This is a genomic window from Thiomicrorhabdus indica (assembly GCF_004293625.1).
GTDB classification, from domain to species: Bacteria; Pseudomonadota; Gammaproteobacteria; order Thiomicrospirales; family Thiomicrospiraceae; genus Thiomicrorhabdus; species Thiomicrorhabdus indica.
In genome coordinates this window covers 1,089,419-1,114,838 of the sequence record NZ_CP033040.1, presented here as the reverse complement: position 1 = coordinate 1,114,838, position 25,420 = coordinate 1,089,419, and the positions used below count along the sequence as shown (strand labels likewise).

At 41.7% G+C, this 25,420-nt stretch carries 25 protein-coding genes and 1 tRNA gene; 1 reads left to right on the top strand and 25 read right to left on the bottom strand.

Annotated elements, in window-relative coordinates; translation table 11 throughout:
* Positions 1 to 2 precede the first annotated feature (2 nt).
* The 15 genes from nuoH to rlmE form a co-directional block, all read right to left on the bottom strand.
* On the bottom strand, positions 3 to 1,064 hold the full coding sequence (nuoH, locus tag D9T12_RS04705) for an NADH-quinone oxidoreductase subunit NuoH (RefSeq protein WP_130537093.1): 1,062 nt from the start codon (positions 1,062 to 1,064) through the stop codon (positions 3 to 5).
* Positions 1,064 to 3,193 carry an NADH-quinone oxidoreductase subunit NuoG gene (gene nuoG, locus D9T12_RS04700; protein WP_130537092.1) on the bottom strand — a complete coding sequence of 710 codons (2,130 nt, stop codon included), beginning with the start codon at positions 3,191 to 3,193 and terminating at the stop codon, positions 1,064 to 1,066. Before nuoG ends, nuoH begins: the two co-directional genes overlap by 1 nt.
* A gap of 111 nt (positions 3,194 to 3,304) precedes the next feature.
* Positions 3,305 to 4,585, bottom strand: a complete 1,281-nt coding sequence (nuoF, locus tag D9T12_RS04695; RefSeq protein ID WP_130537091.1) for an NADH-quinone oxidoreductase subunit NuoF — start codon at positions 4,583 to 4,585, stop codon at positions 3,305 to 3,307.
* A gap of 4 nt (positions 4,586 to 4,589) precedes the next feature.
* Positions 4,590 to 5,084 (bottom strand): NADH-quinone oxidoreductase subunit NuoE, encoded by a 495-nt coding sequence (gene nuoE, locus D9T12_RS04690; protein ID WP_130537090.1) that lies wholly within the window; start codon positions 5,082 to 5,084, stop codon positions 4,590 to 4,592.
* Positions 5,081 to 6,334 carry an NADH-quinone oxidoreductase subunit D gene (locus D9T12_RS04685; protein WP_130537089.1) on the bottom strand — a complete coding sequence of 418 codons (1,254 nt, stop codon included), beginning with the start codon at positions 6,332 to 6,334 and terminating at the stop codon, positions 5,081 to 5,083. Before D9T12_RS04685 ends, nuoE begins: the two co-directional genes overlap by 4 nt.
* Positions 6,335 to 6,343: 9 nt before the next feature.
* Positions 6,344 to 7,021, bottom strand: coding sequence for an NADH-quinone oxidoreductase subunit C (locus tag D9T12_RS04680; protein WP_130537088.1), 678 nt, complete (start codon positions 7,019 to 7,021; stop codon positions 6,344 to 6,346).
* Positions 7,022 to 7,036: 15 nt separating this feature from the next.
* Positions 7,037 to 7,513, bottom strand: a complete 477-nt coding sequence (locus D9T12_RS04675) for a NuoB/complex I 20 kDa subunit family protein (protein ID WP_029407874.1) — start codon at positions 7,511 to 7,513, stop codon at positions 7,037 to 7,039.
* Complete coding sequence (locus D9T12_RS04670; protein WP_130537087.1) at positions 7,504 to 7,860, bottom strand: NADH-quinone oxidoreductase subunit A; 357 nt, start codon at positions 7,858 to 7,860, stop codon at positions 7,504 to 7,506. The genes D9T12_RS04675 and D9T12_RS04670 overlap by 10 nt, the downstream gene beginning before the upstream one ends.
* A 65-nt stretch (positions 7,861 to 7,925) precedes the next feature.
* Positions 7,926 to 8,010, bottom strand: a tRNA-Leu gene (locus D9T12_RS04665).
* A 9-nt stretch (positions 8,011 to 8,019) separates the two neighbouring features.
* Positions 8,020 to 8,346, bottom strand: coding sequence for a preprotein translocase subunit SecG (gene secG / locus D9T12_RS04660; protein ID WP_130537086.1), 327 nt, complete (start codon positions 8,344 to 8,346; stop codon positions 8,020 to 8,022).
* Positions 8,346 to 9,116 (bottom strand): triose-phosphate isomerase, encoded by a 771-nt coding sequence (gene tpiA, locus D9T12_RS04655; RefSeq protein WP_130537085.1) that lies wholly within the window; start codon positions 9,114 to 9,116, stop codon positions 8,346 to 8,348. The genes secG and tpiA overlap by 1 nt, the downstream gene beginning before the upstream one ends.
* A 68-nt stretch (positions 9,117 to 9,184) precedes the next feature.
* Positions 9,185 to 10,516: a phosphoglucosamine mutase gene (gene glmM, locus D9T12_RS04650; protein ID WP_130537084.1), complete on the bottom strand. Its 1,332-nt coding sequence runs from the start codon at positions 10,514 to 10,516 to the stop codon at positions 9,185 to 9,187.
* 44 nt (positions 10,517 to 10,560) lie between these two features.
* Complete coding sequence (gene folP, locus D9T12_RS04645) at positions 10,561 to 11,400, bottom strand: dihydropteroate synthase (protein WP_240693238.1); 840 nt, start codon at positions 11,398 to 11,400, stop codon at positions 10,561 to 10,563.
* A 72-nt stretch (positions 11,401 to 11,472) separates the two neighbouring features.
* Complete coding sequence (gene ftsH / locus D9T12_RS04640) at positions 11,473 to 13,446, bottom strand: ATP-dependent zinc metalloprotease FtsH (protein WP_130537083.1); 1,974 nt, start codon at positions 13,444 to 13,446, stop codon at positions 11,473 to 11,475.
* Between the two features lie 163 nt (positions 13,447 to 13,609).
* Positions 13,610 to 14,227 carry a 23S rRNA (uridine(2552)-2'-O)-methyltransferase RlmE gene (gene rlmE / locus D9T12_RS04635; RefSeq protein ID WP_130537082.1) on the bottom strand — a complete coding sequence of 206 codons (618 nt, stop codon included), beginning with the start codon at positions 14,225 to 14,227 and terminating at the stop codon, positions 13,610 to 13,612.
* A gap of 57 nt (positions 14,228 to 14,284) precedes the next feature.
* On the opposite strand from rlmE, the gene yhbY reads away from it, so the two are divergent.
* The gene (yhbY, locus tag D9T12_RS04630) at positions 14,285 to 14,602 is read left to right on the top strand and encodes a ribosome assembly RNA-binding protein YhbY (RefSeq protein ID WP_130537081.1); all 318 of its coding nucleotides are present in this window, start codon (positions 14,285 to 14,287) and stop codon (positions 14,600 to 14,602) included.
* A 99-nt stretch (positions 14,603 to 14,701) separates the two neighbouring features.
* On the opposite strand, the gene D9T12_RS04625 is transcribed toward yhbY, so the two are convergent.
* The 10 genes from D9T12_RS04625 to D9T12_RS04580 form a co-directional block, all read right to left on the bottom strand.
* The gene (locus D9T12_RS04625; protein WP_130537080.1) at positions 14,702 to 15,892 is read right to left on the bottom strand and encodes an O-succinylhomoserine sulfhydrylase; all 1,191 of its coding nucleotides are present in this window, start codon (positions 15,890 to 15,892) and stop codon (positions 14,702 to 14,704) included.
* 88 nt (positions 15,893 to 15,980) lie between these two features.
* Positions 15,981 to 17,501 carry an amidophosphoribosyltransferase gene (gene purF / locus D9T12_RS04620; RefSeq protein ID WP_130537079.1) on the bottom strand — a complete coding sequence of 507 codons (1,521 nt, stop codon included), beginning with the start codon at positions 17,499 to 17,501 and terminating at the stop codon, positions 15,981 to 15,983.
* 44 nt (positions 17,502 to 17,545) lie between these two features.
* Positions 17,546 to 18,247, bottom strand: a complete 702-nt coding sequence (locus D9T12_RS04615) for an SPOR domain-containing protein (RefSeq protein ID WP_130537078.1) — start codon at positions 18,245 to 18,247, stop codon at positions 17,546 to 17,548.
* Complete coding sequence (folC, locus tag D9T12_RS04610) at positions 18,247 to 19,704, bottom strand: bifunctional tetrahydrofolate synthase/dihydrofolate synthase (protein WP_130537077.1); 1,458 nt, start codon at positions 19,702 to 19,704, stop codon at positions 18,247 to 18,249. Before folC ends, D9T12_RS04615 begins: the two co-directional genes overlap by 1 nt.
* 19 nt (positions 19,705 to 19,723) lie before the next feature.
* On the bottom strand, positions 19,724 to 20,578 hold the full coding sequence (gene accD, locus D9T12_RS04605; protein ID WP_130537076.1) for an acetyl-CoA carboxylase, carboxyltransferase subunit beta: 855 nt from the start codon (positions 20,576 to 20,578) through the stop codon (positions 19,724 to 19,726).
* An 18-nt stretch (positions 20,579 to 20,596) separates the two neighbouring features.
* Positions 20,597 to 21,415, bottom strand: a complete 819-nt coding sequence (trpA, locus tag D9T12_RS04600) for a tryptophan synthase subunit alpha (protein ID WP_130537075.1) — start codon at positions 21,413 to 21,415, stop codon at positions 20,597 to 20,599.
* 156 nt (positions 21,416 to 21,571) lie between these two features.
* A complete protein-coding gene (gene trpB / locus D9T12_RS04595) occupies positions 21,572 to 22,792 on the bottom strand; it encodes a tryptophan synthase subunit beta (RefSeq protein WP_130537074.1) in 1,221 nt (406 codons plus the stop codon).
* Entirely contained in the window at positions 22,789 to 23,412 is a 624-nt protein-coding gene (locus D9T12_RS04590; protein ID WP_130537073.1) for a phosphoribosylanthranilate isomerase, read from the bottom strand. The genes trpB and D9T12_RS04590 overlap by 4 nt, the downstream gene beginning before the upstream one ends.
* Positions 23,413 to 23,435: 23 nt before the next feature.
* Positions 23,436 to 24,239: a tRNA pseudouridine(38-40) synthase TruA gene (gene truA / locus D9T12_RS04585; RefSeq protein WP_130537072.1), complete on the bottom strand. Its 804-nt coding sequence runs from the start codon at positions 24,237 to 24,239 to the stop codon at positions 23,436 to 23,438.
* Positions 24,240 to 24,351: 112 nt separating this feature from the next.
* Entirely contained in the window at positions 24,352 to 25,374 is a 1,023-nt protein-coding gene (locus D9T12_RS04580; protein WP_130537071.1) for an aspartate-semialdehyde dehydrogenase, read from the bottom strand.
* Between the last annotated feature and the right edge of the window lie 46 nt (positions 25,375 to 25,420).

The following is a 25,420-nucleotide window of genomic DNA, read 5'->3' as shown; positions in this document are numbered from 1 at the left end:
TATTAGTTAAACCAAGGGCCAAAGCTGAAGTATTTCATTGCACCAACAACAAATACCCAAACAATGGTTAATGGAATTAACACTTTCCAACCCAAACGCATTAGTTGGTCATAACGGTAACGTGGATAAGTCGCACGTAACCACAAGAATACAAACAGTAGGAAAGCAACCTTAATTGACAACCACGCTAGTTGCGGAACCCATGAGAACATTGCCTCAAGACCTGGAATACCTTCAAACGGTGACAGCCAGCCACCTAGGAACATGATTGAAGTCATAAATGAAATCAGAATCATCATGGCGTATTCTGCCAACATGAAAACACCAAATGTCATTCCAGAATAATCAACATGGAACCCAGCAACGATTTCTGCCTCACCTTCAATCACGTCAAACGGTGTACGGTTGGTTTCAGCAAGGCCAGAAATGAAGTAAACAAAAAACATTGGTAATAATGGCAATAAATACCAATTCCATACGCCACCTTGCTGACCTTGAACAATTTCAGTCAAGTTCATCGAACCGGCAATCATTAAAACGGTTACCAACGCGAAACCCATCGCTATTTCATACGAAATCTTTTGAGCTGAACCACGCAATGCACCCAAGAATGCATACTTAGAGTTGGATGCCCAACCTGCGACAATTGTTCCATACACGAGAATCGACGAGACTGCTAGGACATAAAGCACACCGGCATTAATGTCGGTGACCACCACCCCTTCGGAGAATGGAATAACTGCATAGGCAGCCACTGCAGGTGCAATTGCTAGAATGGGTGCAATGATAAATAGGTATTTGTTGGACTGAGCCGGAAAAATAACCTCTTTGGTCATTAACTTTAACGCATCAGCAATTGGTTGCAGAAGCCCAATTGGACCAACACGGTTAGGTCCCATGCGCACTTGCATAAAACCAATCACTTTACGCTCTGCATAGGTCAACCATGCAACTACCAGCATAATTGGCAGAATGACGGCCACCGCTTGAAGCACAAGGGTAATAAGTGTCGCTAGCCAATCAAATAAGAAGCCAGCTAAAAAGGCTTGAATTGCATCAAACATTAATTATCCCCTTTTGCTGTATCTAGACCAACACGACCCATCGTTGCGGTATCTGCATCTGGTGTTGCTTGTAAGGATGGGCTTCGGCGAACCAAGGCATCCATTTGATATGGAGATACCAACTGACACTGAGTGTCGTTATTAGATGAAGGTAAACTGCAATCAAAAGTTGCAAATGCAATTTGTGAATGCTTATTATCGAGAACTTCTCGTAAAACTTCATTGGTATGCGTGTGATCAAAACCAGAAAGATTGAACATATTGCCCATGACACGCAATATTTTCCAAGCAGCTTTCGCATCACCTTTTGGTTCAGCCGCCATTTTGAACGATTGCTTTAAACCGTTAGCATTAACAAATGTCCCTGCAGTTTCGGCAAAAGTGGCAATCGGTAGCATTACATCAGCGTATTCACGTTGATATTCGCTATCGAAGGCCGTTAAATTCACAACGAATCCAGCACTCTGCATTGCATTCAAAGCCTTACTTCCATCAACAAAGTCTTTTTCAGGTTCTAGACCGAGGTTAATAAAAGCACTCATACCATCAAGCATCTTTTGTGCATTTTTACCACCGGCCGGTAAGAAATTCACTAGATGAGCCCCAACTTCATTTGCTTGAATGGGAAGAACACTTAATTTAGCACCGGTATTATTCGCGATGCTATTTGCTAACTTAAGAATCACTGAATAGTCAGGATGCAACTGCGAAACCTGTCCAACCATAATAGAAGCATCATTCGCATCCATTAAAATTTGAGCTGCTTGCTTATGCCCATCTGCCATATTAGCAGAGGATGTCAGTTCTTCTGATTCCCCTTTTAATTCCGCAGCCGCTTTCGCGATTCCAGCTAATTCTGCAACCAAACCAGATTCATAAAAACCTGTCGTTTGATAGTTGAATGAAAAGTTTTCAGGGTTAACTGTAAATACTTTTGCATTTTTCACAGTGACTGCTTTACGTAAACGCGTATTTAAAATCGGCAATTCTTTACGCAAATATGTACCAACTAGCAAGGCGGCATCTAATTTGTCCGTTGCTTCAATAGAATGAGCAAGTGAAGGCGTATGGAAGCCTTTAGCATCCAATGAAAAATCCTGCTGACGAGTACGGAAGTCAATATTTTTGATTCCTAAACCACGAGCTAGCTTTTGCAATAACTGCAATTCTTCAAGTGTTGAATTCGCTGAAGCCAAAACACCAATATTACTGTAATCGTTAAGATTTTGAATACCTTCAACGGCAACTTGAAGTGCTGTTTCCCAGTCAACAACTTTCCATTGACCATTTTCTTTAACCATTGGCTGAGTTAATCGATCTTCTGACTCAATCGCTTCGTAAGAAAAACGATCACGGTCAGATAACCATACCTCATTAATTGATTCGTTTTCAGCAGGCACAACACGCATTACTCGATCATCTTTTGTATGGACGATAATGTTTGATCCAATAGAGTCATGAGCTGCTACAGAATTGTGTGCTTTAAGTTCCCATGGACGAGCTTTATAGCGGAACGGCTTAGAAGTCAAAGCACCAACAGGACATAAATCAATCATATTTCCTGACATTTCAGAAGTAATTGATTTCTCAACATAAGTGCCAATTTCCATCCATTCTGAACGACCTGTCGCACCCAACTCCATCATTCCAGCCACTTCCTGACCAAAACGAACACAACGAGTACAGTGGATACAACGAGTCATATCAGTGCTGATCAACGGACCTGCGTTTTTATCACCAACGACACGTTTCGCTTCAACATAACGAGAAACATCATCACCATAATCCATAGCAACATCTTGTAACTCGCACTCGCCACCTTGATCGCAGATTGGGCAATCTAGTGGGTGGTTAATCAATAAAAATTCCATCACAGATTTCTGAGATGCAATCGCTTTTGGCGATTTCGTGTGCACCTTCATGCCGTCTGTCACAGGCGTTGCACAAGCAGGAAGAGGCTTCCAAGCACCTTCTACTTCTACTAAACACATACGACAGTTAGCGGCAATCGATAGTTTTTTGTGGTAACAAAAACGGGGAATCGGAATCTGTGCCCCATCAGCAACATCGATCAGCATGTCACCTTCATGGGCCTCAATAACTTGTCCGTTTATTTCAACTTTTACCATAGTTCTTCAACCTAAATTAAATTTGGTTAGGGTAAAAATAGTTCTAAAATTTCACCCCGATAAGCACGAAAAAGCGCAATAAAAATTGCGCTTTATCGGTTCCGATCACGTTTATACGCGATCGTATATACTGCATCCGTGTTCTATATAATGCTGAAATTCGTGTTCATACTGATCAACCGCACTTGTTAATGCAATTGTCGCAGCATCACCCAAACCACAAATTACATTCCCCATGATTTTGCCAGAAACATCTTTTAATGCGGCAATGTCTTCAGGACGCCCTTTGCCTTCTACTATTCGGTTTAAAACTCGCATCAGCCAACCTGTACCTTCTCTACAAGGAGTACATTGACCACAAGACTCATCCCAATAGAAATGCGACAAATTTTGGCAAACTTTAACAATATCCGTTTGGTCATCCATCACAATCATTGATCCAGCTCCTAAAAATGAACCGGCATTCGCAATAGAGTCATAATCCATGTTCATTTCAAGCGCTTTATCAGCAGGAATAATCGCTGTTGAAGCACCACCCGGAATAACGCATTTCAATTCACGTCCCTTCCAGATACCACCGGCTAGCTTTAACAATTCTTTAAATGGTGTTCCCATCCGAACTTCAAAGTTACCCGGATTATTAACGTGGCCAGAAACTGAATAAAGCTTAGTACCACCGGCATTTTTCACACCAAGATCGTTAAACCATTTACCACCTTTAGACAAAATCATTGGAATTGACGCAAGTGTTTCAGTGTTATTAATCGTTGTTGGACGACCATAAAGACCATAACTAGCAGGGAACGGTGGTTTAAAACGAGGTTGACCTTTCTTACCTTCAATCGACTCTAATAAAGCCGTCTCTTCACCACAGATATAGGCACCAGCACCTAAGTGCACATGCAAATCAAAATCCCAGCCAGAACCTAAAATATCTTTTCCAAGTAACCCAGCCTCACGAGCTTGATTAATCGCGTTTTTAAAAATCTGATATGGTTCCCAAAACTCGCCACGTATATAGTTATAGCCCTGTGAAGCACCGATTACATAACCAGCAATCATCATACCTTCAACTAAAGCATGAGGGTTATAACGATGAATATCACGGTCTTTAAAGGTACCTGGTTCCCCTTCATCCGAATTACAGACGATATATTTTTGACCTGGTGCCTCGCGATTCATGAAGCTCCACTTGAGACCAGTTGGGAACCCTGCTCCACCTCGGCCACGAATGTTAGACGCTTTAACTTCTTCAATAATTTCCGGAGGTGTTAATTCGCCTGAAACAACTTTTTTCCAAACTTCGTAGCCACCATTTTCCATATAGACATCAATGTCGTAGGAACGTTCTAGTTGATTTAGACGAAAACAGTTTTCACTTTGATGAACCATTGCTTTACTCCAATTCGTCTAAGATTTTAAATAATTTGTCTTCATCCAAGTTTTCATGGTAATCCTTACCAATCTTACACATTGGAGCACCACCACAAGCACCTAGGCATTCAACTTTCTTGATTGAAAATTTTCCATCCGTAGTTATCTCACCTGGCTTAACACCAAGCTTGGCTTCTAATTTTTCACGTAGTTCTTCTCCACCACGAAGATAACAGGAAATAGAATTGCACCAATTAATCTGATGCTTGCCAACTGGTTGATGATTGTAATTTCCATAGAAAGTTGCCACTTCATAAACGGCAATAGGCGGCATCTCTAAATACTCAGCAACTTGATCCATTAAATCATTGGTTAGATGACCACCATTTGATTCTTGAACAATACGTAGAGCTGGCATGCATGCTGATTGACGCTGCTCTGCTGGATATTCTGCAATCCAGCGATCAATGCGTTCTTTTACTTCACCCTGGATAAATTTTTCCGTTGTCGAGCTCATCGATCGATTTCTCCAAATACAATATCTTGGGTACCAATAATTGATACAACATCCGCAATCATGTGACCTTTTACCATCTCATCAAGCGAAGCAAGGTGAGGGAAACCAGGTGCACGTACTTTCATACGGTATGGTTTATTTGCTCCATCCGACACCATATAAATACCAAATTCACCCTTAGGATGTTCGACTGCTGCATAAGCTTCAGAAGCTGGAACGGTATAACCTTCAGTGTAAAGTTTAAAGTGGTGAATCAACGCTTCCATATTTGACTTAGCGTCTTCACGAGAAGGCGGAGCAACTTTATTATCACTGCTCATGACTGGCCCATCATTTTCTTTTAGCCATTTAACGCATTGTTTAATGATTTTGTTAGACTCACGCATTTCTGCAACACGCACTAAATAGCGGTCATAGCAGTCGCCTGTTTTACCAACAGGAATATCAAAATCCATTTTGTCGTAAACTTCATATGGTTGCTTCTTACGCAAATCCCATGCGATGCCTGAACCTCTAAGCATTGGGCCTGTAAACCCAAGCTGAAGCGCACGCTCTGGGGAAACAACTCCGATATCAACCGTACGTTGCTTCCAAATACGATTATCCGTTAGAAGTGTTTCATACTCATCAACATAACCTGGAAAACGCTCCGTAAAGGCTTCAATAAAGTCAAGCAGTGAACCTTCCCGAGTTTCATTTAAGTCATTAAGCTTTTTACCAGACGTCCATTTTGATTCTTCATATTTTGCCATCGTATCAGGCAAATCACGATAAACACCACCCGGCCGGTAATAAGTTGCATGCATACGAGCACCAGAGACAGCCTCATAGCAATCCATTAAATCTTCACGCTCACGGAACGCATATAAGAAAACCGTCATAGCTCCAATATCTAGTGCATGAGCACCTAACCACATCAAGTGATTTAAGATACGCGTGATTTCATCAAACATGACTCGGATGTACTGTGCACGTTCAGGAACCTCAACACCCAACATTTTCTCAATTGACATTACGTAAGCATGTTCGTTTGACATCATTGAAACGTAGTCTAAACGATCCATGTAACCAATTGATTGGTTATAAGGTTTGAATTCTGCTAATTTTTCAGTTCCACGATGAAGAAGGCCGATATGAGGATCAGAGCGGACAACCGTTTCACCATCAAGCTCCAAAACTAAGCGCAACACACCGTGCGCAGATGGATGCTGTGGACCGAAGTTAAGAGTATAGTTACGAATTTCTGACATTGGAGACCCTTACTCAGCTTTTTCTGGCGAAGATTTACGAATAACACGCGGAACATTTACACGATTTTCAATCGTCACAGGTTCATAGACCACACGACCTTTATCATTGTCATAACGCATTTCTACATGCCCAGTTAGGGGAAAGTCTTTACGAAGAGGATGACCGACAAAACCATAATCAGTCAAAATACGACGCAAATCAGGATGACCTTCAAAGAGAATCCCATAAAGATCAAATGCCTCACGTTCAAACCAATTTGCAACTGACCAAACGTCAATCACACTTGGAATAACAGGTAATTGCGTATTCGGTGCAAAAACCTTTACACGTAAACGAATATTGTGCTCAATTGATAACAAATGATATACCGCCGCAAAACGACGAGGCATATCCAGAGATTCATCTTGCTGCTCATCTTCTGCAAAATCAAATACACCACGGTTAAAACCAGTGTTTGCCGCTTTCATGGTTTCCCAATTAGCTTTACCGTAATCTAAATAGTCAACACCACATAAATCTATCAGCTGCTCAAAACCAAGCTCATCACGACACTTCATCAAACCTTCAAATGCATTTTCAGCTGCAAGTTCAATTGTCAATTCATCCAGCGCAATTTCGCTTGAAACCAACTCTGCTTTAAGCACATCATTTACACGAGTTTGCAAATCTAAAATAGACTGTTTCATTCCTTCAAACTCCCGTTAACGTGCAATGGTATTCGTACGTTTAATTTTATTCTGTAATTGTACAATTCCATACAGCAACGCCTCAGCGGTTGGAGGGCAACCTGGAACATATACATCAACAGGCACAATACGATCACAACCACGTACAACTGAATAAGAATAGTGATAATAACCACCACCATTTGCACAAGAACCCATAGAGATTACCCAACGCGGTTCAGCCATTTGATCGTAGACTTTGCGTAAAGCAGGAGCCATTTTATTTACAAGAGTTCCGGCTACAACCATGACATCAGATTGACGTGGAGAAGGTCGAAATATAATCCCGAACCGGTCTAGATCATATCGAGATGCACCTGCGTGCATCATTTCTACCGCACAACATGCAAGACCAAACGTCATTGGCCATAATGAACCTGTACGAGCCCAGTTAATTAGCTTATCGGCTGAGGTGGTTACAACCCCCTCTTTCAAAACGCCTTCTACTCCCATTCCAGCGCTCCTTTCTTCCACTCATAAATAAAGCCAATCACTAGCAATGATAAAAATACACCCATTGCCAAGAGGCCAAATGTACCAACCTCATCCAGAACGATTGCCCAAGGGAAAAGGAAAGCAATTTCCAAGTCAAAAATAATGAACAAAATTGCAACTAGGTAAAAGCGTACATCGAACTTCATACGCGCATCCTCAAAGGCTTCAAAACCACACTCATATGGAGAATTCTTCTCCGAATCAGGTTTTTGCGGCCCCAGTAAGTAACCAATTAAAATTGGTCCTACGCCAAAAAGAATGCCTAGCACTATAAAAACTAGAACGGGTAGATAATTTTCTAGCATTGGTTGTATGACCTCATCTAGCAAAAATAAACTGCTGTCTGAACGAGCAAACAGCAGTACGAATTTGGTGCCGATGGGCGGACTCGAACCGCCACGACTTGCGTCACCACCCCCTCAAGATGGCGTGTCTACCAATTTCACCACATCGGCAAAGAATTTTTAATTTGGAACAACCGGGTTTTCCGACTGCTTTTCAGCTTCTTCAGAAACCTTTTGAGTTTCTGTCGTGACACTTTGATACCCCTTAGCTTGTTGGCTGGCGATATAGGCAAGTGTCAAACTTGTGATAAAGAAAATTGTTGCAAGCACCGCAGTGACTCGAGACAAGAATGTTGCCGAACCACCACTTCCAAATACCGATTGAGAAGATGAACTTCCCCCACCAAAATTGGCACCTGCATCCGCACCCTTACCGTGTTGCATTAAAACTAACACAATCAATAAGAACGCAATAATAATATGAACTGTTAAAACAATGCTAAACATTAGGCACTCGCTACATCTTGAGCGGCTTGACAAATTGCCGCAAAATCATCTGCATTAAGTGAAGCACCACCAATTAAACCACCATCAATGTCCGCTTGGGCAAACAATTCTGCTGCATTATTTGGTTTGACGCTACCACCGTATTGAATAATTACTTTCTCTGCCACTGCACGATTTAGTCGAGCTAATTTATCACGAATAAAGGCATGGACTTCTTGTGCTTGCTCAGGGCTGGCAGTTACACCTGTACCAATTGCCCAAACAGGCTCATAGGCAATGACAATTTTTTCAAATTCCTCAACACCCACTTTAGAGATTACTGCATCTAATTGCGTTGCAATAACTGATTCCATAGTACCGGACTCACGTTCTTCCAATGTTTCACCAACACAAAAAATCGGCGTAATACCAGCTTCAAGCGCTACAGCGACTTTGTTTGCAATTTGCTCATCAGTTTCACCATAAATTGCTCGACGTTCAGAGTGACCCAAAATAACATAATCACACTGCATGTCTTTTAACATGGCAATTGAAATTTCTCCGGTGAAAGCACCTTGAGACGCTTCTTCAGCAATATTTTGTGCCCCAACTTTAACAGTTGAGCCTTCAAGCTCAGCAATTGTTTGGGAGATATATAAAGCTGGTGGACAAACTGCAATATCAATCTCTGTCATTGAATTTGTTTGCTGTTTAAGGCCTTGATTCAATTCTGTTACAAATGCCTTAGAACCGTGCATTTTCCAGTTTCCAGCAACAAATGGCTTTCTCATTTCCTTATCTCCGACACAAAATTTGCGCAATATTAGCGTTTTCTTTCCTTAAAAACAATATTGCATTTTTATGAAAACTCTGATTCTACAACTGCTTGAAGTTCATCTGCTAATTTAGTAACTTGTGTAAGGTCTTGACCTTCAACCATTACTCGGATCTTTGGTTCAGTGCCCGAAGCACGAATCAGCACTCGACCTTTACCCGCAAATTCTTTTTCAGCTTGTTGAATAGCTTTTTGCAGCCGGGTATTTTCTTCAACTCCACGATTATTTGCAACCGTAATATTACGTAGCTCTTGAGGGTAAACCTGAATCTCGGCAAGAACAGATTTCAATTTTTTGTTTTGACTAACCAATGCAGCTAAAACTTGCAGTGCCGCAACAATACCATCGCCCGTTGAAATTTTATTCAAACACAGCACATGCCCTGATGGTTCCGAACCATAAATCCAGCCCTTTTGAAGCAACAACTCTTTGACAAAACGATCTCCAACATTACTTCTTACAAAATCGATACCTTTTGCTTTTAATGTATTTTCAAAGCCTAGATTACTCATCAAAGTCCCAACAACTCCATGAACCGGTTTTCCAGTCATCGTAGCTAAAATATAAAGAATCGCATCGCCATCTGCAATCTGACCGGATTCATCTACCATCATGACTCGATCACCATCGCCATCAAATGCAATTCCTAAATCTGCACGATGCGCATCGACAGCTTGAACCAATGCATTTAAATCGGTTGCACCACATGATTTATTAATATTCACACCATCTGGCTTAACACCAATGGCAAAAACCTCTGCCCCGAGTTCTTTAAAAACACTCGGAGCAATATGATATGTTGCACCATTCGCACAATCCAAAACAATACGAAGACCTTTTAACTTTTGTTTGGCGCGATAGGTTCCTTTACAAAACTCTATATATCGACCAGCAGCATCATCAATCCTCTGGGCTTTACCCAGAACCTCTGAATCAACCACTTTCATTTTCCGCTCAAACATCGCTTCAATTTCAAGCTCAAGTTCATCGGAGATTTTTTGACCTTCCGAGGAAAAAAATTTAATACCATTATCCTCATGTGGATTATGGGAAGCACTAATCACAACACCTAAGTCATTATTAAAAGTTTGGGTTAGATAAGAAACTGCTGGCGTCGGCACAGGACCAACCAGATAAACATCAATACCTGCAGCAATAAATCCAGCTTCTAAGGCCGATTCAAACATGTAACCAGAAATACGAGTATCTTTCCCAATCAAAACAGACTTTAAGCCACGTTTTTGCATTACTTGACCAGTAGCCCATCCAAGCTTTAAAACCTGATCAGGGGAAATCATACCTTGACCCACTCGATTACGAATTCCATCAGTTCCAAAGTATTTTCTTTTTTGCATTTTTATTCCTAGACTCTGATTACTACCCGGCCGGTAAAAACTTATCACCACAATGCTTGCGCAACTTTTAATGCTTCTACAGTTTGTTTTACGTCATGTACACGCAGAATTTTGGCACCCTTAATCGCTGCGACAACGGCTGCACCAACACTTCCATAAACACGCTCTTTTGCTGTTTTTTGATCCGAGAATTCCAATAGTTCACCAATCATTTTTTTGCGCGAAACACCGACCAATAATGGATAACTGGAATCAAATAATCGATCTAAGTTCTGAAAAATATTCTGATTGTGTGTTAACAACTTGCCAAAACCAAAGCCTGGATCAAGCATAATTTGTTCTTGGCGAATACCTGCATCAATACAAGCGTTTACCCTATTCATCAAAAATGATTCCACATCATCCAAAACGGAATCATATTCTACCTGTTGCTGCATGGTTTTTGGCAGACCTTTTTTATGCATTAGACAAACCGGCACATCCAAACTGGCTGCTATCTCTAAAGCGTTATCTTCTTGCAAAGCATTCACATCATTAATAATACTCGCGCCGCATTCAATCGCTTCTTTCATTACTTGTGGCTTGTATGTATCAATTGAAATTGGCAACCCACTTAATTCTTTAACTAATTCAATCGCTGGAATAACTCGATCAAGTTCTTGCTGCAATGACACTGGTTCTGAACCCGGACGAGTTGACTCTCCACCGATATCAAAAACGTCCACACCATCCATGACCATACGCTCGACAGAGCGCCTTAACCGTTCAGTATCGACATGATCACCCCCATCAGAAAACGAGTCTGGCGTAACATTTAAAATACCCATGACAGCCGCCCGCTTTCGAGATTCAACAACCCTTTCCAACCATGCATGCAATTCCATTTTTTCACCTTAAATCATTCATAAAAAAACCCCGCAAAAGCGAGGTTTTCATCTTCTGAACACACCTAAATTTTAATGCAATTTAGGCTCTTCAGAACCACCTGAGTTCGATTCACCAGACATATCATCCGAAACCTTGTCATCTGCTTTCTTCTCTGACATTTCTTCCAAAGTAGGTGATTCATTCTTTTGAACCGGAGGTTGATCATCTGGCTCTATCCAGTCCTTAGGAGCACCTGGTTCTTCACCAGCCATAATTCGATCAACCTGATCTTTATCAATCGTTTCATACCTCATCAGACACTCAGTCATCACCTCAAGCTTGTCACGATTATCCGTCAAAATTTGAGTTGCACGCTGATAGTTCCGATCAATAATATTACGAATTTCTTCATCAATTTTTTTAGAAACTTCACCAGAAACATTTGCATTTCTAGAGGTTCCCATAAAACCGCCTTTATCTTCCTCTTCATAAAGCAATGGCCCTAAATTATCAGAAAGACCCCACTTAGTGACCATATTACGGGCGATTGCTGTCGCACGCTCAATGTCATTAGAAGCACCCGTGGTGACAGCGTCTTCACCATAGATAATCTCTTCCGCGATACGGCCACCGTACAAGCTAGACAGCTGTGACTCCAGTTTTCGTTTTGAATAACTGTAGCTATCTTCTTCAGGAAGATACATGGTCACACCCAAAGCACGTCCTCGCGGCATAATTGAGACCTTATAAACAGGATCGTGTTCAGGAACTAAGTATCCCACAATAGCATGACCAGATTCATGATAAGCCGTCATCTTACGCTCATCTTCTTTCATGACCATTGATTTGCGCTCCACTCCCATCAAGATCTTATCTTTTGCCTTCTCAAAATGCTGTTGCGTAACCATTTTTTCATTTTCTCGAGCTGCAAAAAGTGCAGCCTCATTGACCAGGTTCGCTAAATCTGCACCTGAGAAACCAGGCGTACCCCGAGCAATATAAGAAGGTTTAACATTTTCAGCAAGTGGAACCTTGCGCATGTGAACACGTAGAATTTGCTCACGCCCACGAATATCCGGCAGACCCACTGTCACTTGTCGGTCGAAACGACCAGGTCGCAATAACGCAGGGTCAAGCACATCAGCACGGTTGGTGGCAGCAATTACGATAATTCCCTCATTGCCTTCAAAACCATCCATTTCAACCAACATTTGGTTCAAAGTTTGCTCACGCTCATCGTTTCCACCGCCCATTCCTGCGCCACGACTTCGACCAACTGCATCTATTTCATCAATAAAAATAATACAAGGTGCATGAGCTTTTGCTTGTTCAAACATATCGCGAACACGAGAAGCACCGACCCCCACAAACATTTCGACAAAGTCCGAACCTGAAATTGTAAAGAAAGGAACTTTTGCTTCACCGGCAATCGCTTTTGCCAAAAGAGTTTTACCTGTTCCAGGAGGACCAACCATCAAAACACCACGAGGAATATTCCCCCCTAAGTTCTGATACTTAGAAGGGTCTCTTAAGAAGTCTACAATTTCGCCAACCTCTTGCTTGGCTTCATCAGCTCCGGCCACATCATCCAGTGTCACCTTATTTTGATCTTCAGTCATCATGCGCGCTTTTGATTTACCAAATGACATTGGACCGCCTTTGCCGCCAACGCCACCACCCATTGAGCGCATAAAGAAAATCCAAACCGCGATTAAAAGCAGCATTGGGAACCATGAGATAAAGATCTGCATTAACACGCTTTGCTGTTCAGGCGGTTTTGCACTCACTTGAACACGATTATCAAGCAAATCACCCATTAATCCAGGATCACCCGGATTATAGGTTGTGAACGAATCACCATTGCCATATACACCGCGAATCGTAGCGCCTTCAATGCTCACTTTGCTTACTTGGCCTTGATGAACCTGATCAATAAAGTCTGAATAATCCAATCGTCCAGACGTTCCCTGCCCTTGAGAACCAAAGTGATTAAAAACCGACATCAAAATCATGGCAACAACTGCCCAGATTAAGACGTTTTTCAGCAAATCATTATTTTTCATTGATTAACCTTGTTTTATTTTATTTATTCTAGTTTTACCACTTCTGAAACAGTGAATAATGACTAGACTATTTCGAACTTGATAGCTTATCACAATTTTTTATAAATTTATTTTATACGCAATCGTTTTCATTAATCACGTTAATCGTTTTTCCATAAAAAGGTTATTTTTTACCACGTGCTAATAAGTAGATTTCTTTACTTCTAGGCCTTGAAGCCTTCGGCTTTCGAGTAATTACTTTTTGATATTTACCACGAAGTGTTTGAATCAATTCGTTATAGCCTTCACCTTGAAAAACTTTCATCAACAAATCACCATTCGGCTTCAACACTTGATCAGCCAAGTCTACACATAACTCGACCAGATACATTGAACGCGGAATATCAACTGACTTATTGCCACTCATATTAGGCGCCATATCTGACATCACCACATCTACGTCACGGCCTGCTAGAGATTCAAGCAATTGGTTATACACCTCATCTTCCCGAAAGTCCCCTTGAATAAAGGTAACACCGGCAAAAGGTTCAACAGGCAAAATATCCAAGGCAAAGACTTCCCCTTGATCTCCCACTTTATGGACCGTCCATTGCGACCAACCTCCAGGCGCTGCGCCTAAATCAACAACGCACATTCCTTTTTTAAACAGTTGATCCTTATCGTCAATCTCTTGCAACTTATAAACCGCACGAGATCGCCAACCTTCTTTCTTCGCCAGCTCAACATAGTAATCATCAAAATGCTCTTTTAACCAGGAGTCACTGGATTTACTTCTCGCCATAATCGGATTTCTACTACAATACGTTTTTATTTTCTATGAATGAATTTGGATTTTTCAATGAGCAAATCAAACAAAAAGCTGACCTCTCTAAGCAACCCTCAGAAAAAATTCTTGAAAGGAATTGCGCACAATCTTAACCCAATGATTATTATCGGGAGTAACGGCGTCACAGATTCTTTGATGGCAGAATTGGAAACAACTCTTGAGCATCACGAACTCTTGAAAATCAAAATCGCTATTGGCGAGCGTGATGACCGAAAAAAAATTGTTGAACATATTATTGAAAATACCGGTGCATTACTGGTTCAAACCATTGGTAAAACCTGCGTGATTTTTCGTCAACGTGAAAAAGACAGCGAGTTTTCACTTAACTAATGAATCATTTAACTGAAGGTTTTACCGGCCGGTAAAGTTTCAACACAAAAAAGCCTTGTTATAAAACAAGGCTTTTTTATTTTCAAAACAAGCTCAAAATCAAATCAAATCCAGCCCACGTGCCAAATCTTTTTTAATATCTTCAACAGACTCCAACCCAACGGAGATTCGAATGAGATTATCTGTAATTCCAGTCTTTAATCGATCTTCCAAAGGAACACGGCTATGCGTTGTACTCGCTGAATGCGTAATAATCGTTTTAACATCCCCAAGATTCGCTGTGATTGATAACATCTTTGTATTATCAATGACCTTCCAGGCTTCTTTTTTGCCACCTTTAACACGAAAGCTCACCAAACCTCCACCAGCAGACTGCTGAGTTTGCGCCAATTCATACTGTGGATGAGATTCAAGCCCTGGGTAAAATACTTTCTCGACTTTCGGGTGAGACTCTAACCAATTCGCCAAATCCAACGCATTTTCACAATGCGCTTTCATTCTAACTGACAAGGTCTCCAACCCTTTCAAAAAAATCCAGGCATTAAATGGACTCATGCTCGGGCCGCAAGTACGCATAAAACCACGCACCTCTTCACCGACGACCTGCTCATTTCCAACAACCGCGCCACCAATCACTCGCCCTTGACCATCTAAAAACTTCGTTGCCGAGTGAATAACAATATCTGCTCCGAGTTCCAAAGGACGTTGCAAAACGGGAGTACAAAAACAGTTATCAACAATCAACAGGGCGTCACTCTGTTTAGCAAGCGCACTAAGCGCTCGTAAATCGGCAACCTCAGTCAAAGGATTTGAGGGCGTCTCCAAAAAAAACGCCTTGGTATTCTCTTTAACCGCAAACTCCCATTCCGAAATGTCAGTTTGCGATACAAAAGTTACCTCTACCCCAAACTTCGACAAATATTTACTGAACAACATTTTAGTTGTGCCAAAAATACTTTGTGAAGAAATAACGTGATCACCCGATTTACAAAGAGCCATAAAGGTAGACAAGATCGCCGACATGCCTGAAGCAGTTCCAACACATTCTTCACCACCCTCCATTAACGCAAGTCTTTGCTCAAAAGTTCGAACGGTAGGATTCGTATAGCGCGAATAAACATTGCCAGCCTCAGCACCACTAAAGCGATCAGCTGCTTGCTGAGCAGAAGCATAACGAAAACTTGATGTGGGAAAAATCGCTTCAGAATTTTCTTGCTCAGGTGTCTGTTCATAGCCTGCACGAACAGCAATGGTTTGCATATCAAAATCATCCCAAGAATCAAAACTCATTTAATTTTTCCCAAATAATTCTTATTTTTCCAAAAATAAACCGCCGGCTTTGCCGGCCTGGATATTTTTATATTTTGCTAAAAAATAGTTATTTTCCAGCGTTATGCAAACCAACAGTCTCTTGTGCCGCTGCCTTCTTTGCTGTTTGTGCATCGTCGTTACGACTTGTATCAAGCGACGCCAAATATTCAGGCGTAATATCTCCCGTTGCATAAACACCACTGAAACAAGAGGTATCAAATTGGGTAATATTTTCCGAACCTGCACTCACAGCCTCAATCAAATCATCAAGATCTTGATAAACCAATCTGTCACAACCGATGTACTCAGCCACTTCTTCCGTTGTTCGGTTATTTGCAACCAACTCAGATGGAGATGGCATATCAATACCGTAAACGTAAGGGTAACGAACAGCAGGTGCTGCTGAGGCGAAATAAACTTTTTTTGCACCGGCTTCTCGAGCCATTTGCACAATTTGACCTGAGGTCGTACCACGAACAATCGAATCATCGACAAGTAGGACATTCTTTCCTTCGAACTCTAAATCAATTGGATTCAGCTTTTGACGCACCGACTTTTTACGTAACTGTTGACCCGGCATAATAAAGGTACGACCAATATATCGGTTTTTAATAAAGCCTTCACGGTAAGGTTTACCTAAACGGTTTGCCAATTCAATCGCTGATGTTCGGCTGGTGTCAGGAATCGGCATCACCACATCAATATCGTGATCTGGCCACTCATTTAAAATTTTATCCGCTAATTTTTCACCCATACGCAAACGTGATTTATAGACTGAAATATCATCAATCATTGAGTCTGGGCGTGCGAAGTATACGAATTCAAAAATACAGGGTGAATAAACTGGGTTTTCAGCGCACTGTTCAAAGAAAATTTCACCCTTCTCAGTAATAACGACCGCTTCACCTGGTGCCAAGTCCTTCATTAACTCAAAACCAAGACCGTCCAAAGCAACAGATTCAGACGCTAGCATGTAATCCGTCCCAGACGCTGTTTCACGTTTACCAACTACACAAGGACGCAAACCGTGCGGATCACGAAAACCAACCACACCCAAACTAGAGATGACACCAACAGCCGCATAACCACCGCGAATACGTTTATTGACTGCTTTAATTGCTCTAAAGATATCGTCTTGATTGATTTCTAATTTTCCGCAGCTCATTAACTCATGTGCAAAAATATTTAATAAGACTTCCGAATCAGAATCCGTATTTAAATGGCGCAAATCTGTTCGATAAATTTCATCCGCCAACTCTGAGGCATTCGTTAAATTACCGTTATGCCCCATTGCGATACCGTATGGAGAGTTCACATAAAACGGTTGAGCTTCTGCACTGGATGACGATCCTGCGGTTGGGTATCGAACATGACCAATCCCCATGCTTCCAACCAAATCGCGCATGTGACGTGTGCGAAAAACATCTTTTACCAAACCATTATCTTTACGTTGATAAAAACGCCCTGTTTCACAGGTCACAATTCCAGCCGCATCTTGCCCACGATGTTGCAAAATGGTCAGAGCATCATAAATCTCTTGGTTGACTGAATTATTTCCGACCGTAACGATGCCTACAATACCGCACATGTTTTGAACTCTCTTTTAATTAAATTCTTTGACTCAAAAATCCATTATCTGTTTTGACGAATAATTGAGTCGTTTAGGTTGAACATTTTATCTAATTTCTTTTTTACAATTTGAGCTTTCGCTCTCGATTCTATGCCAATCACCCGAACCGAGTAAATCTGCTGCTTGGAATAAAATTTCATTGCGGTGGAATAACCCGCCTGCTCCACTGAGCGCATAAAATTTTGCGCCTCTTTTTTATTCGGGTAAGAAGCTAACAATAACAACCAATCGCCAGCATCATTTACAGGTGGCAAAGCTTCCACTTTACCCTCGGCTCCAACCGAAGCTTTTTTAATCGCTTCTTGCTTCTCAGCAACGGCTTGCTCCGCAGACTTTTCAAACTGGGAGCGATTTACCTTCAATTCAGTTGCTTGCTGAGAATTTGATAAATTTTGAGCAGGGGTTTGCGCATCACTGAGTGCAGATTGTTTTTTTAAAGCAAGATCCTCAATGGCAATTTGCTCTGCATCTTTTTTTGCCTGACTCATCACCTCTTCTGAGTTGTCTTTGGAAGGCAATCGATACGCTTGTGGAAACAATACCCTCTTATCAGCTTCACCATAACCAGAATCCAATTGAACTTGATGAGGTACAAAATTTACGGGGTTTGCATACCAACTTGGTACAAACAGCATTAACAAAAAAAACCAAACTACAACACCTAAAAAACGGTAGCGTGCTTTATCATCTTCGAAAACAATCATTAAGACTGTCCTAATATATGATCATGAGTCACGAAAGTGTCAGATTCATTTTCCTGAGGTATATCGGTAATAGAAAGCTTACCGGCCGGTAAGCTTTCTTCATGCTGATCAAGCGCATCAAAAACTTTAGCAACAGTAAAAAACGAACCAAATACGAGCACTTTGGATGGCATTTCAAAAGCTAACTCAGCACAAGCCTCAATCGAATCACATTGTTGAACAACCTCATCAATTTCATCGACCCCAGCACTCTCAAGAACAGCAGTTAGTTCTTGTAAATTCATTGAACGTGGATTGTTCAAGTCGGCAATCAACCAGCGGTTTACAAAAGGCTTTAAGGCTTTAACCATTGGTATGGAATCTTTATCTTTCAGGACAGAAAATATTGCAGTAAAGGCTGATTGCTGAGTTTGCTGTAGAAATTCCACTAAAACGCCAGCTGATTGTGGGTTGTGAGCTACATCAATTAACCAATATTGATCGTTAACCCATTTCTCTTGCAAACGCCCAGGATGATGAGATTTGTGAAGCCCATGATTAATCGCATCAATCATCCCGGCCGGTGAAAGCTCATAAGGCAATAGTTTTTTCGACCACAAAGCCAAAATTAACGCTACAACACCAGAGGCATTTTGCAGCTGAAACGCCCCTTTAAGATTTGGAAAAACTAAATCGATTTGATCATTAGTCAAACGGCTTAAATCCATTGAATGATTATTCCAAACCCAGTTTTGGTGGCCTTTAAAAATAGAAACCTTCAAAGAGGATGTATTACCATAGGAAAACGCATCTCCAAGTTGAAACAATTCAACATCATTAGCGGCTGAATATTTCTCAAGTGATTTTGGAGGGTTGGAATCGGAACAGACCGCAAAACGTTTTGAACGCATGACACCAGCTTTTTCAATGGCAATTTTTTCTCTGTCATCACCAAGCCAGTCAATATGATCAATATCAATTGCAGTAATCAATGCAGCATCCGCATCCACTATGTTGACCGCATCTAAACGACCACCTAGACCAACCTCCAAAACAACAACATCCAAGTTTGCAGATTTGAAAATCGACAAAGCTGCCAAAGTTGAAAACTCAAAATAGGTCAACTTGGTATCACCACGGGCTTTCTCAATCGAGTCAAAGGCATGAATAATCGAATAGTCGGTTACCGGTTGTTGATTGATTTGAATCCGTTCATTGAAGTGTTGAATATGGGGTGAGGTGTAACTACCAACTTGAAAACCCGCCTCAGACAGGACGGAGACAAGCATTGCAACACTTGAGCCCTTGCCATTAGTGCCTGCCACCGTTAAAACTAACGGCGCAGGTTCAAGAAGCTCCATTCGCTCCGCAACTGACTTGACACGCTCTAGACCTAGATCAATCTCTTGCGCATGCAAATTTAGTAGCCAAGCAATCCAATAATCAAGGGAAGAGTGTTTGTTGGGTTGCAATTGCATGAAGAATTATTTTTTCTGTTTACGCAGGTTGCTTTAACAGCATCTTGCAAATTGAAGACAGTTCTGGCGCTAAATCATGGCGATGAATAATCGCATCAATGGCACCGTGCTCTAATAGAAACTCACTACGTTGGAATCCTTCGGGCAGTTTTTCACGAACGGTTTGCTCGATAACACGAGGGCCCGCAAAACCAATTAAAGCTTTCGGCTCAGCCACATTCAAATCCCCTAGCATTGCAAATGAAGCAGAAACGCCCCCCATAGTAGGGTCAGTTAAAACAGAAATAAAGGGAAGCCCTTTTTCACGCAAACGTCCAAGTGCGGCTGAAGTTTTTGCCATTTGCATAAGCGAAAAGAGTGCTTCTTGCATTCGAGCGCCGCCTGATGCTGAAAAACAGATAAATGGTTTATTTTCTTCAATGGCTAAATCCACTGCACGAACAAATTTTTCACCGACAACGGAGCCCATTGAGCCACCCATAAATTTAAATTCAAATGCAGCTGCAACCACACCCAAACCGCAGATGTCACCTTTTGCAGTAATAAAAGAATCGTTTTCACCCGTTGCCTTCTGCGCCTGAGAAATTCGGTCTTTGTATTTTTTCAAATCACGAAATTTTAATCGATCAACCGGCTTTAAATTTTGAGCAAATTCTTCAAAGGTTCCTTCATCAAAAAACGCCTCCAATCGGTCACGACCTCCTAGACGCATATGGTGATCACACTTTGGACACACCTCTTGATTACGGTGAACTTCAGCACGATAAAGTGTTGCCTCACATTTGGGGCATTTGGTCCAAAGCCCTTCTGGGACAGATTTTTTACGATCTGTGACCGATTTAATGCTCGGCAAAATTTTATCGAACCAGTTCATAACAACTCCTAAATTTTCTTATTCTGCATCCGCGCGATCAATCGCGTGGCGAAGTTCTGACATTTTTTCACCCAATGCCAATTCAATTTCATATAAATCTTGCTCTGCACGAGCTTCAATTAGGCTTACCAGTACAGAACCAACAATAACCGCATCTCCTAGCTTAGCCATTTTTGCCGCGGCTTCTCCATCGCGAATTCCAAAACCAATTCCAACCGGTAAATCAATATGATTGCTAAGACGCTTCATTTGTATCGCAACATCATCCGCATCCACTTCTTTGGTTCCAGTGACACCTTTTAGCGACACATAATAAGCAAAGCCACTACCTTTTTCATTCACGGCTTCTAAACGAGTTAACGGCGTAGTTGGAGACACCAAAAAGATTCTTTCAAGGTTGTGAGACTGCATCGCCTCAAAATATCCCATCGACTCTTGTGGAGGCATATCAACCGTTAAAATTCCATCAATCCCTACAGAACTTGCTGCATTAGCAAAATTTTCAAACCCCATTCGCTCTACGGGGTTTAAATACCCCATTAAAATGACAGGTGTTTCTGTATTTTTTTCGCGAAATTCACGAACCATTTCAAAAACATCGTTCATGGAAACATTATGCGCTAATGCACGCTCAACGGCTTTTTGAATGACAGGTCCATCCGCCATAGGGTCCGAAAACGGCACACCTAATTCAATCATATCCGCACCTTTTTCAACCAAAAGGTGCATCAAACTAACCGTGGCATTTGGGCGTGGATCTCCTGCGGTAATATAAGGGATTAGAGCCGTTTTACCTTGAGATTTCAAAGTGTCAAATGTTTGAGAAATTCTATTCATAATTCCAAAAGTTCTTTCAATTCTTTATCACAGTCAGTTTTAGTGTTACGAAACTTGAAAAGACAAGGCTAAAGTGGGCATAAAAAACGCGGCGTATTCTTGTACATGAGCATTTTTGAATCCTGCTTCTAACGAAGTATTTTCAAATCGCAGTTGCTAAAAATCGATGCCTTCAATTTGGCAAATCGTGTTCATATCTTTATCACCACGCCCAGAAAGATTGACAATAATCACTTCATCTTTCCCCATACTCGGTGCTAACTTTGTTGCATAAGCAATGGCATGAGAAGATTCTAATGCAGGGATAATGCCTTCAAAACGGGTTAAATCGCGAAAACCCTGTAAAGCTTCTTCATCCGTTATTGCGACATAATTCACACGACCAATATCTTTTAGCCACGCATGCTCAGGCCCAACACCTGGATAATCCAAACCAGCAGAAATAGAATGGGTTCCTTGAATTTGTCCATTTTCATCTTGCATCAAATAAGTGCGGTTTCCATGAAGAACTCCTGGTGTACCTTTACACAAAGGTGCAGCATGCTGATCAGTTTCCAATCCGTGGCCGGCCGGTTCTACACCGTAAATTTTGACGGAGTCATCTGCCAAAAACTTATGGAAAAGGCCTATCGCATTAGAGCCACCACCCACACAAGCAATCAATGCTTCAGGTAACTTTCCTTCCTTCTCTAAACACTGAGCACGAGCCTCTTCACCAATCACGGCTTGAAAGTCTCGAACCATAGCTGGATAAGGGTGAGGACCGGCAACGGTCCCAATAATATAGAAAGTATCATCTACATTGGTTACCCAATCACGCATCGCTTCATTCAGTGCATCTTTCAAGGTACGAGAGCCGGAGGTAACAGGCACAACAGTTGCGCCCAACATTCGCATTCGAGCAACATTTGGTGCTTGGCGAACTACATCATCGGCTCCCATGTAAACAATACATTCAAGTCCCAAACGGGCTGCAACGGTTGCCGAAGCGACTCCGTGCTGACCAGCACCAGTCTCAGCAATAATGCGTTTTTTACCTAAACGTTTTGCCAACAATGCCTGACCAATCGTGTTATTAACTTTATGAGCACCTGTATGATTCAAGTCTTCACGCTTTAGATAAATCTTAGCGCCCCCTAGTTCCTCTGACCAGCGCTGCGCATAATACAAAGGCGTTGGTCGCCCAACATAATCCTTCAAGTCTTTAGCGATTTCATTTAAAAACTCGGGATCATTTTTAACACTTTCATACTCTTGATTTAGTTGCTCAAGAGCCGCCATCAGAGTTTCAGGGGCAAAAATCCCACCATATGGACCAAAGTGACCATCTTTATCTGGAAACTGTGAGAAATTAATCGATGAATTTTCGGTTGTCATTCGGCTTCACTCATTGAATATTTAATAAATTGTTGAATTTTCTCAGGGCTTTTTATGCCCTTTTCTGCCTCGACTCCACCACTGACATCAACAGCCCAAACATTCGTTTGGGCAATCGCCTGTGCAACATTTTCTGGGCTTAAGCCTCCGGCCAAAATAATTGGCTTCTCATATTCTTTTGGGACAAGCTCCCAATTAAACGACTCACCGGTTCCACCCGGTACGCCTTTTTTATAGGTATCCAGCAAAATACCCGCACTTGATTGGTATGCTTTCGCAACATTTTGCAAGTCAACACCTGGTTTCATTGCAATCGCTTTAATATAACTGCGATTAAACTGCTGACAAAACTCCCCCGTTTCATCACCATGAAACTGAATCAGATCGATTTCGACATTTGCCAAAACATCTTCCACAAATTCAGGTTCAGGGTTTACAAACAAGGCCGTTTTAGTCACAAACGCCGGGATAGACTGAGCAATTTTTTTCGCATCTGCAATAGTTACATTCCTTGGGCTAGGCGGATAAAACACCAAACCAATTGCATCAGCCCCAGCATTCGCGGCAACCAGTGCATCTGCTACATTTGTCAGGCCGCAAATTTTAACACGAGTTCGCATTCAAATTCCTTATTGATTCCTAACTAAAACTGCCATAACACTTCATTAAGCTGCATTCTGGGGATTTGTAAAACCTCAGGATAAATGGCATTAACAAAATATAGCCCAGAAGCCGGGGCTGTGGGGGCAGCTTTCGTTCTATCTTGAACTTTCAATAGTTCCGTAATCCATTGTACCGACTGATGCCCTTTACCCACCTCAATCAGGGCACCTGCAATGTTGCGAACCATGTGGTGTAAAAATGCATTGGCCTGTATATCGATAAAGACAAAATCACCGAAACGAGTCACAGCAACACTCTGTACATTCCGGCGAGCATGAGATGCCTGACAAGACGCAGCTCTGAAGGAACTAAAATCCTGTTCACCAAGCAATGCCTGGGCAGCCGCATGCATACTTTTCTCATCCAAAAGATAAGATTCGTGTGTCACCCGCCCAGCCAAAACTGCAGAGTTTACCGGCCGGTTAAAAATCACATAACGATATTGACGAGCAACAGCAGAAAAACGTGCATGAAAGCCGCCCTCTTCCAAATCACTCGCAGACACCTCCTGCATCCAAGCAACCCGAATATCCGCTGGCAACTGCGTGTTTGTACCTTGAATCCATGCACGCTCAGGACGAATAGCATCTGTATCAAAATGCACCACCTGACCAACCGCATGTACACCTGTGTCAGTTCGACCTGCACAAAAAAGCTCTACTGCGTGATTCGCAATAGAGCTTAAAGCGCTCTCAAGATGTTGTTGAATCGATGGACAGTGCTTTTGTCGCTGATAGCCACAATAAGCGCCACCCAAGTATTCAATTCCTAGAGCTATTCTCATAAAATTACTAATCTCTAACCGAATTTTTTAACTAAACTCAAGGCGAAAATTATTTGCTTATACTCCTAAGCAAACACTTATTACACCTAAAAAAACACGTCAAAAAAGCTGTTTAGATATAGTCTCGAATAAGTACTTCTGCAATCTGAACCGTATTGGTTGCAGCACCTTTACGAACATTATCTGCAACAACCCACAAATTCAGGCCATTCTCATGAGAAATGTCTTCACGGACTCGACCAACATAGACAGGATTTGTTTCTGCTGCATCCGTAACTGCCGTTGGATAACCGCCATCTACACGCTCATCCATCAACACAATACCATCTGCTTTTTTGAAAAGCTCCATGGCTTCATTTGCCGTGATTTTCTTTTCAGTCTCAATATGAATCGCTTCACTATGACCAAAGAAAACAGGGACACGAACCGCCGTTGGGTTTACAGTAATTGACTCGTCACCCATGATTTTTTTGGTTTCCCACACCATCTTCATCTCTTCTTTGGTGTAGCCATTTTCCATAAACACATCAATTTGCGGAATACAGTTAAATGCAATCTGTTTAGGATAAACTTTTGTTTCAACAGGCTTCATATTCAAAAGGTTCGCCGTTTGAGTTGCCAATTCTTCAATCGCTTCCTTACCCGACCCAGAAACAGCTTGATAAGTGGACACATTGATACGCTTAATGCCAACTGCATCATAAATCGGTTTTAACGCGACCAGCATTTGAATGGTTGAACAATTTGGGTTCGCAATAATCCCACGGTTTTTATAACCTGCTACCGCCTCTGGATTCACCTCTGGAACAACCAACGGAATATCGTCGTCATAGCGAAATTGTGAAGTATTATCAACCACTACACATCCGGCAGCAGCGGCTTTTGGAGCGTATTCAGCCGAAATACTTGCTCCCGGTGAGAATAGTCCGATCTGTACCTTTGAAAAATCAAATTCAGCAAGATCTTGGATTTCAACCCATTTACCATTAAATTCTACTTTCTTACCGGCCGATCTTGATGAAGCCAGAGGATACAAGTTACCAACTGGAAAGTTACGCTCTTCTAGCACTTTTAAAATGGTTTCCCCAACTGCACCTGTCGCACCAACTACTGCGATATCGTATAACTTTGACATCTTGTAAATCCTTATTCCTTAAAACTTTAATTTTTCTAAAAACTTA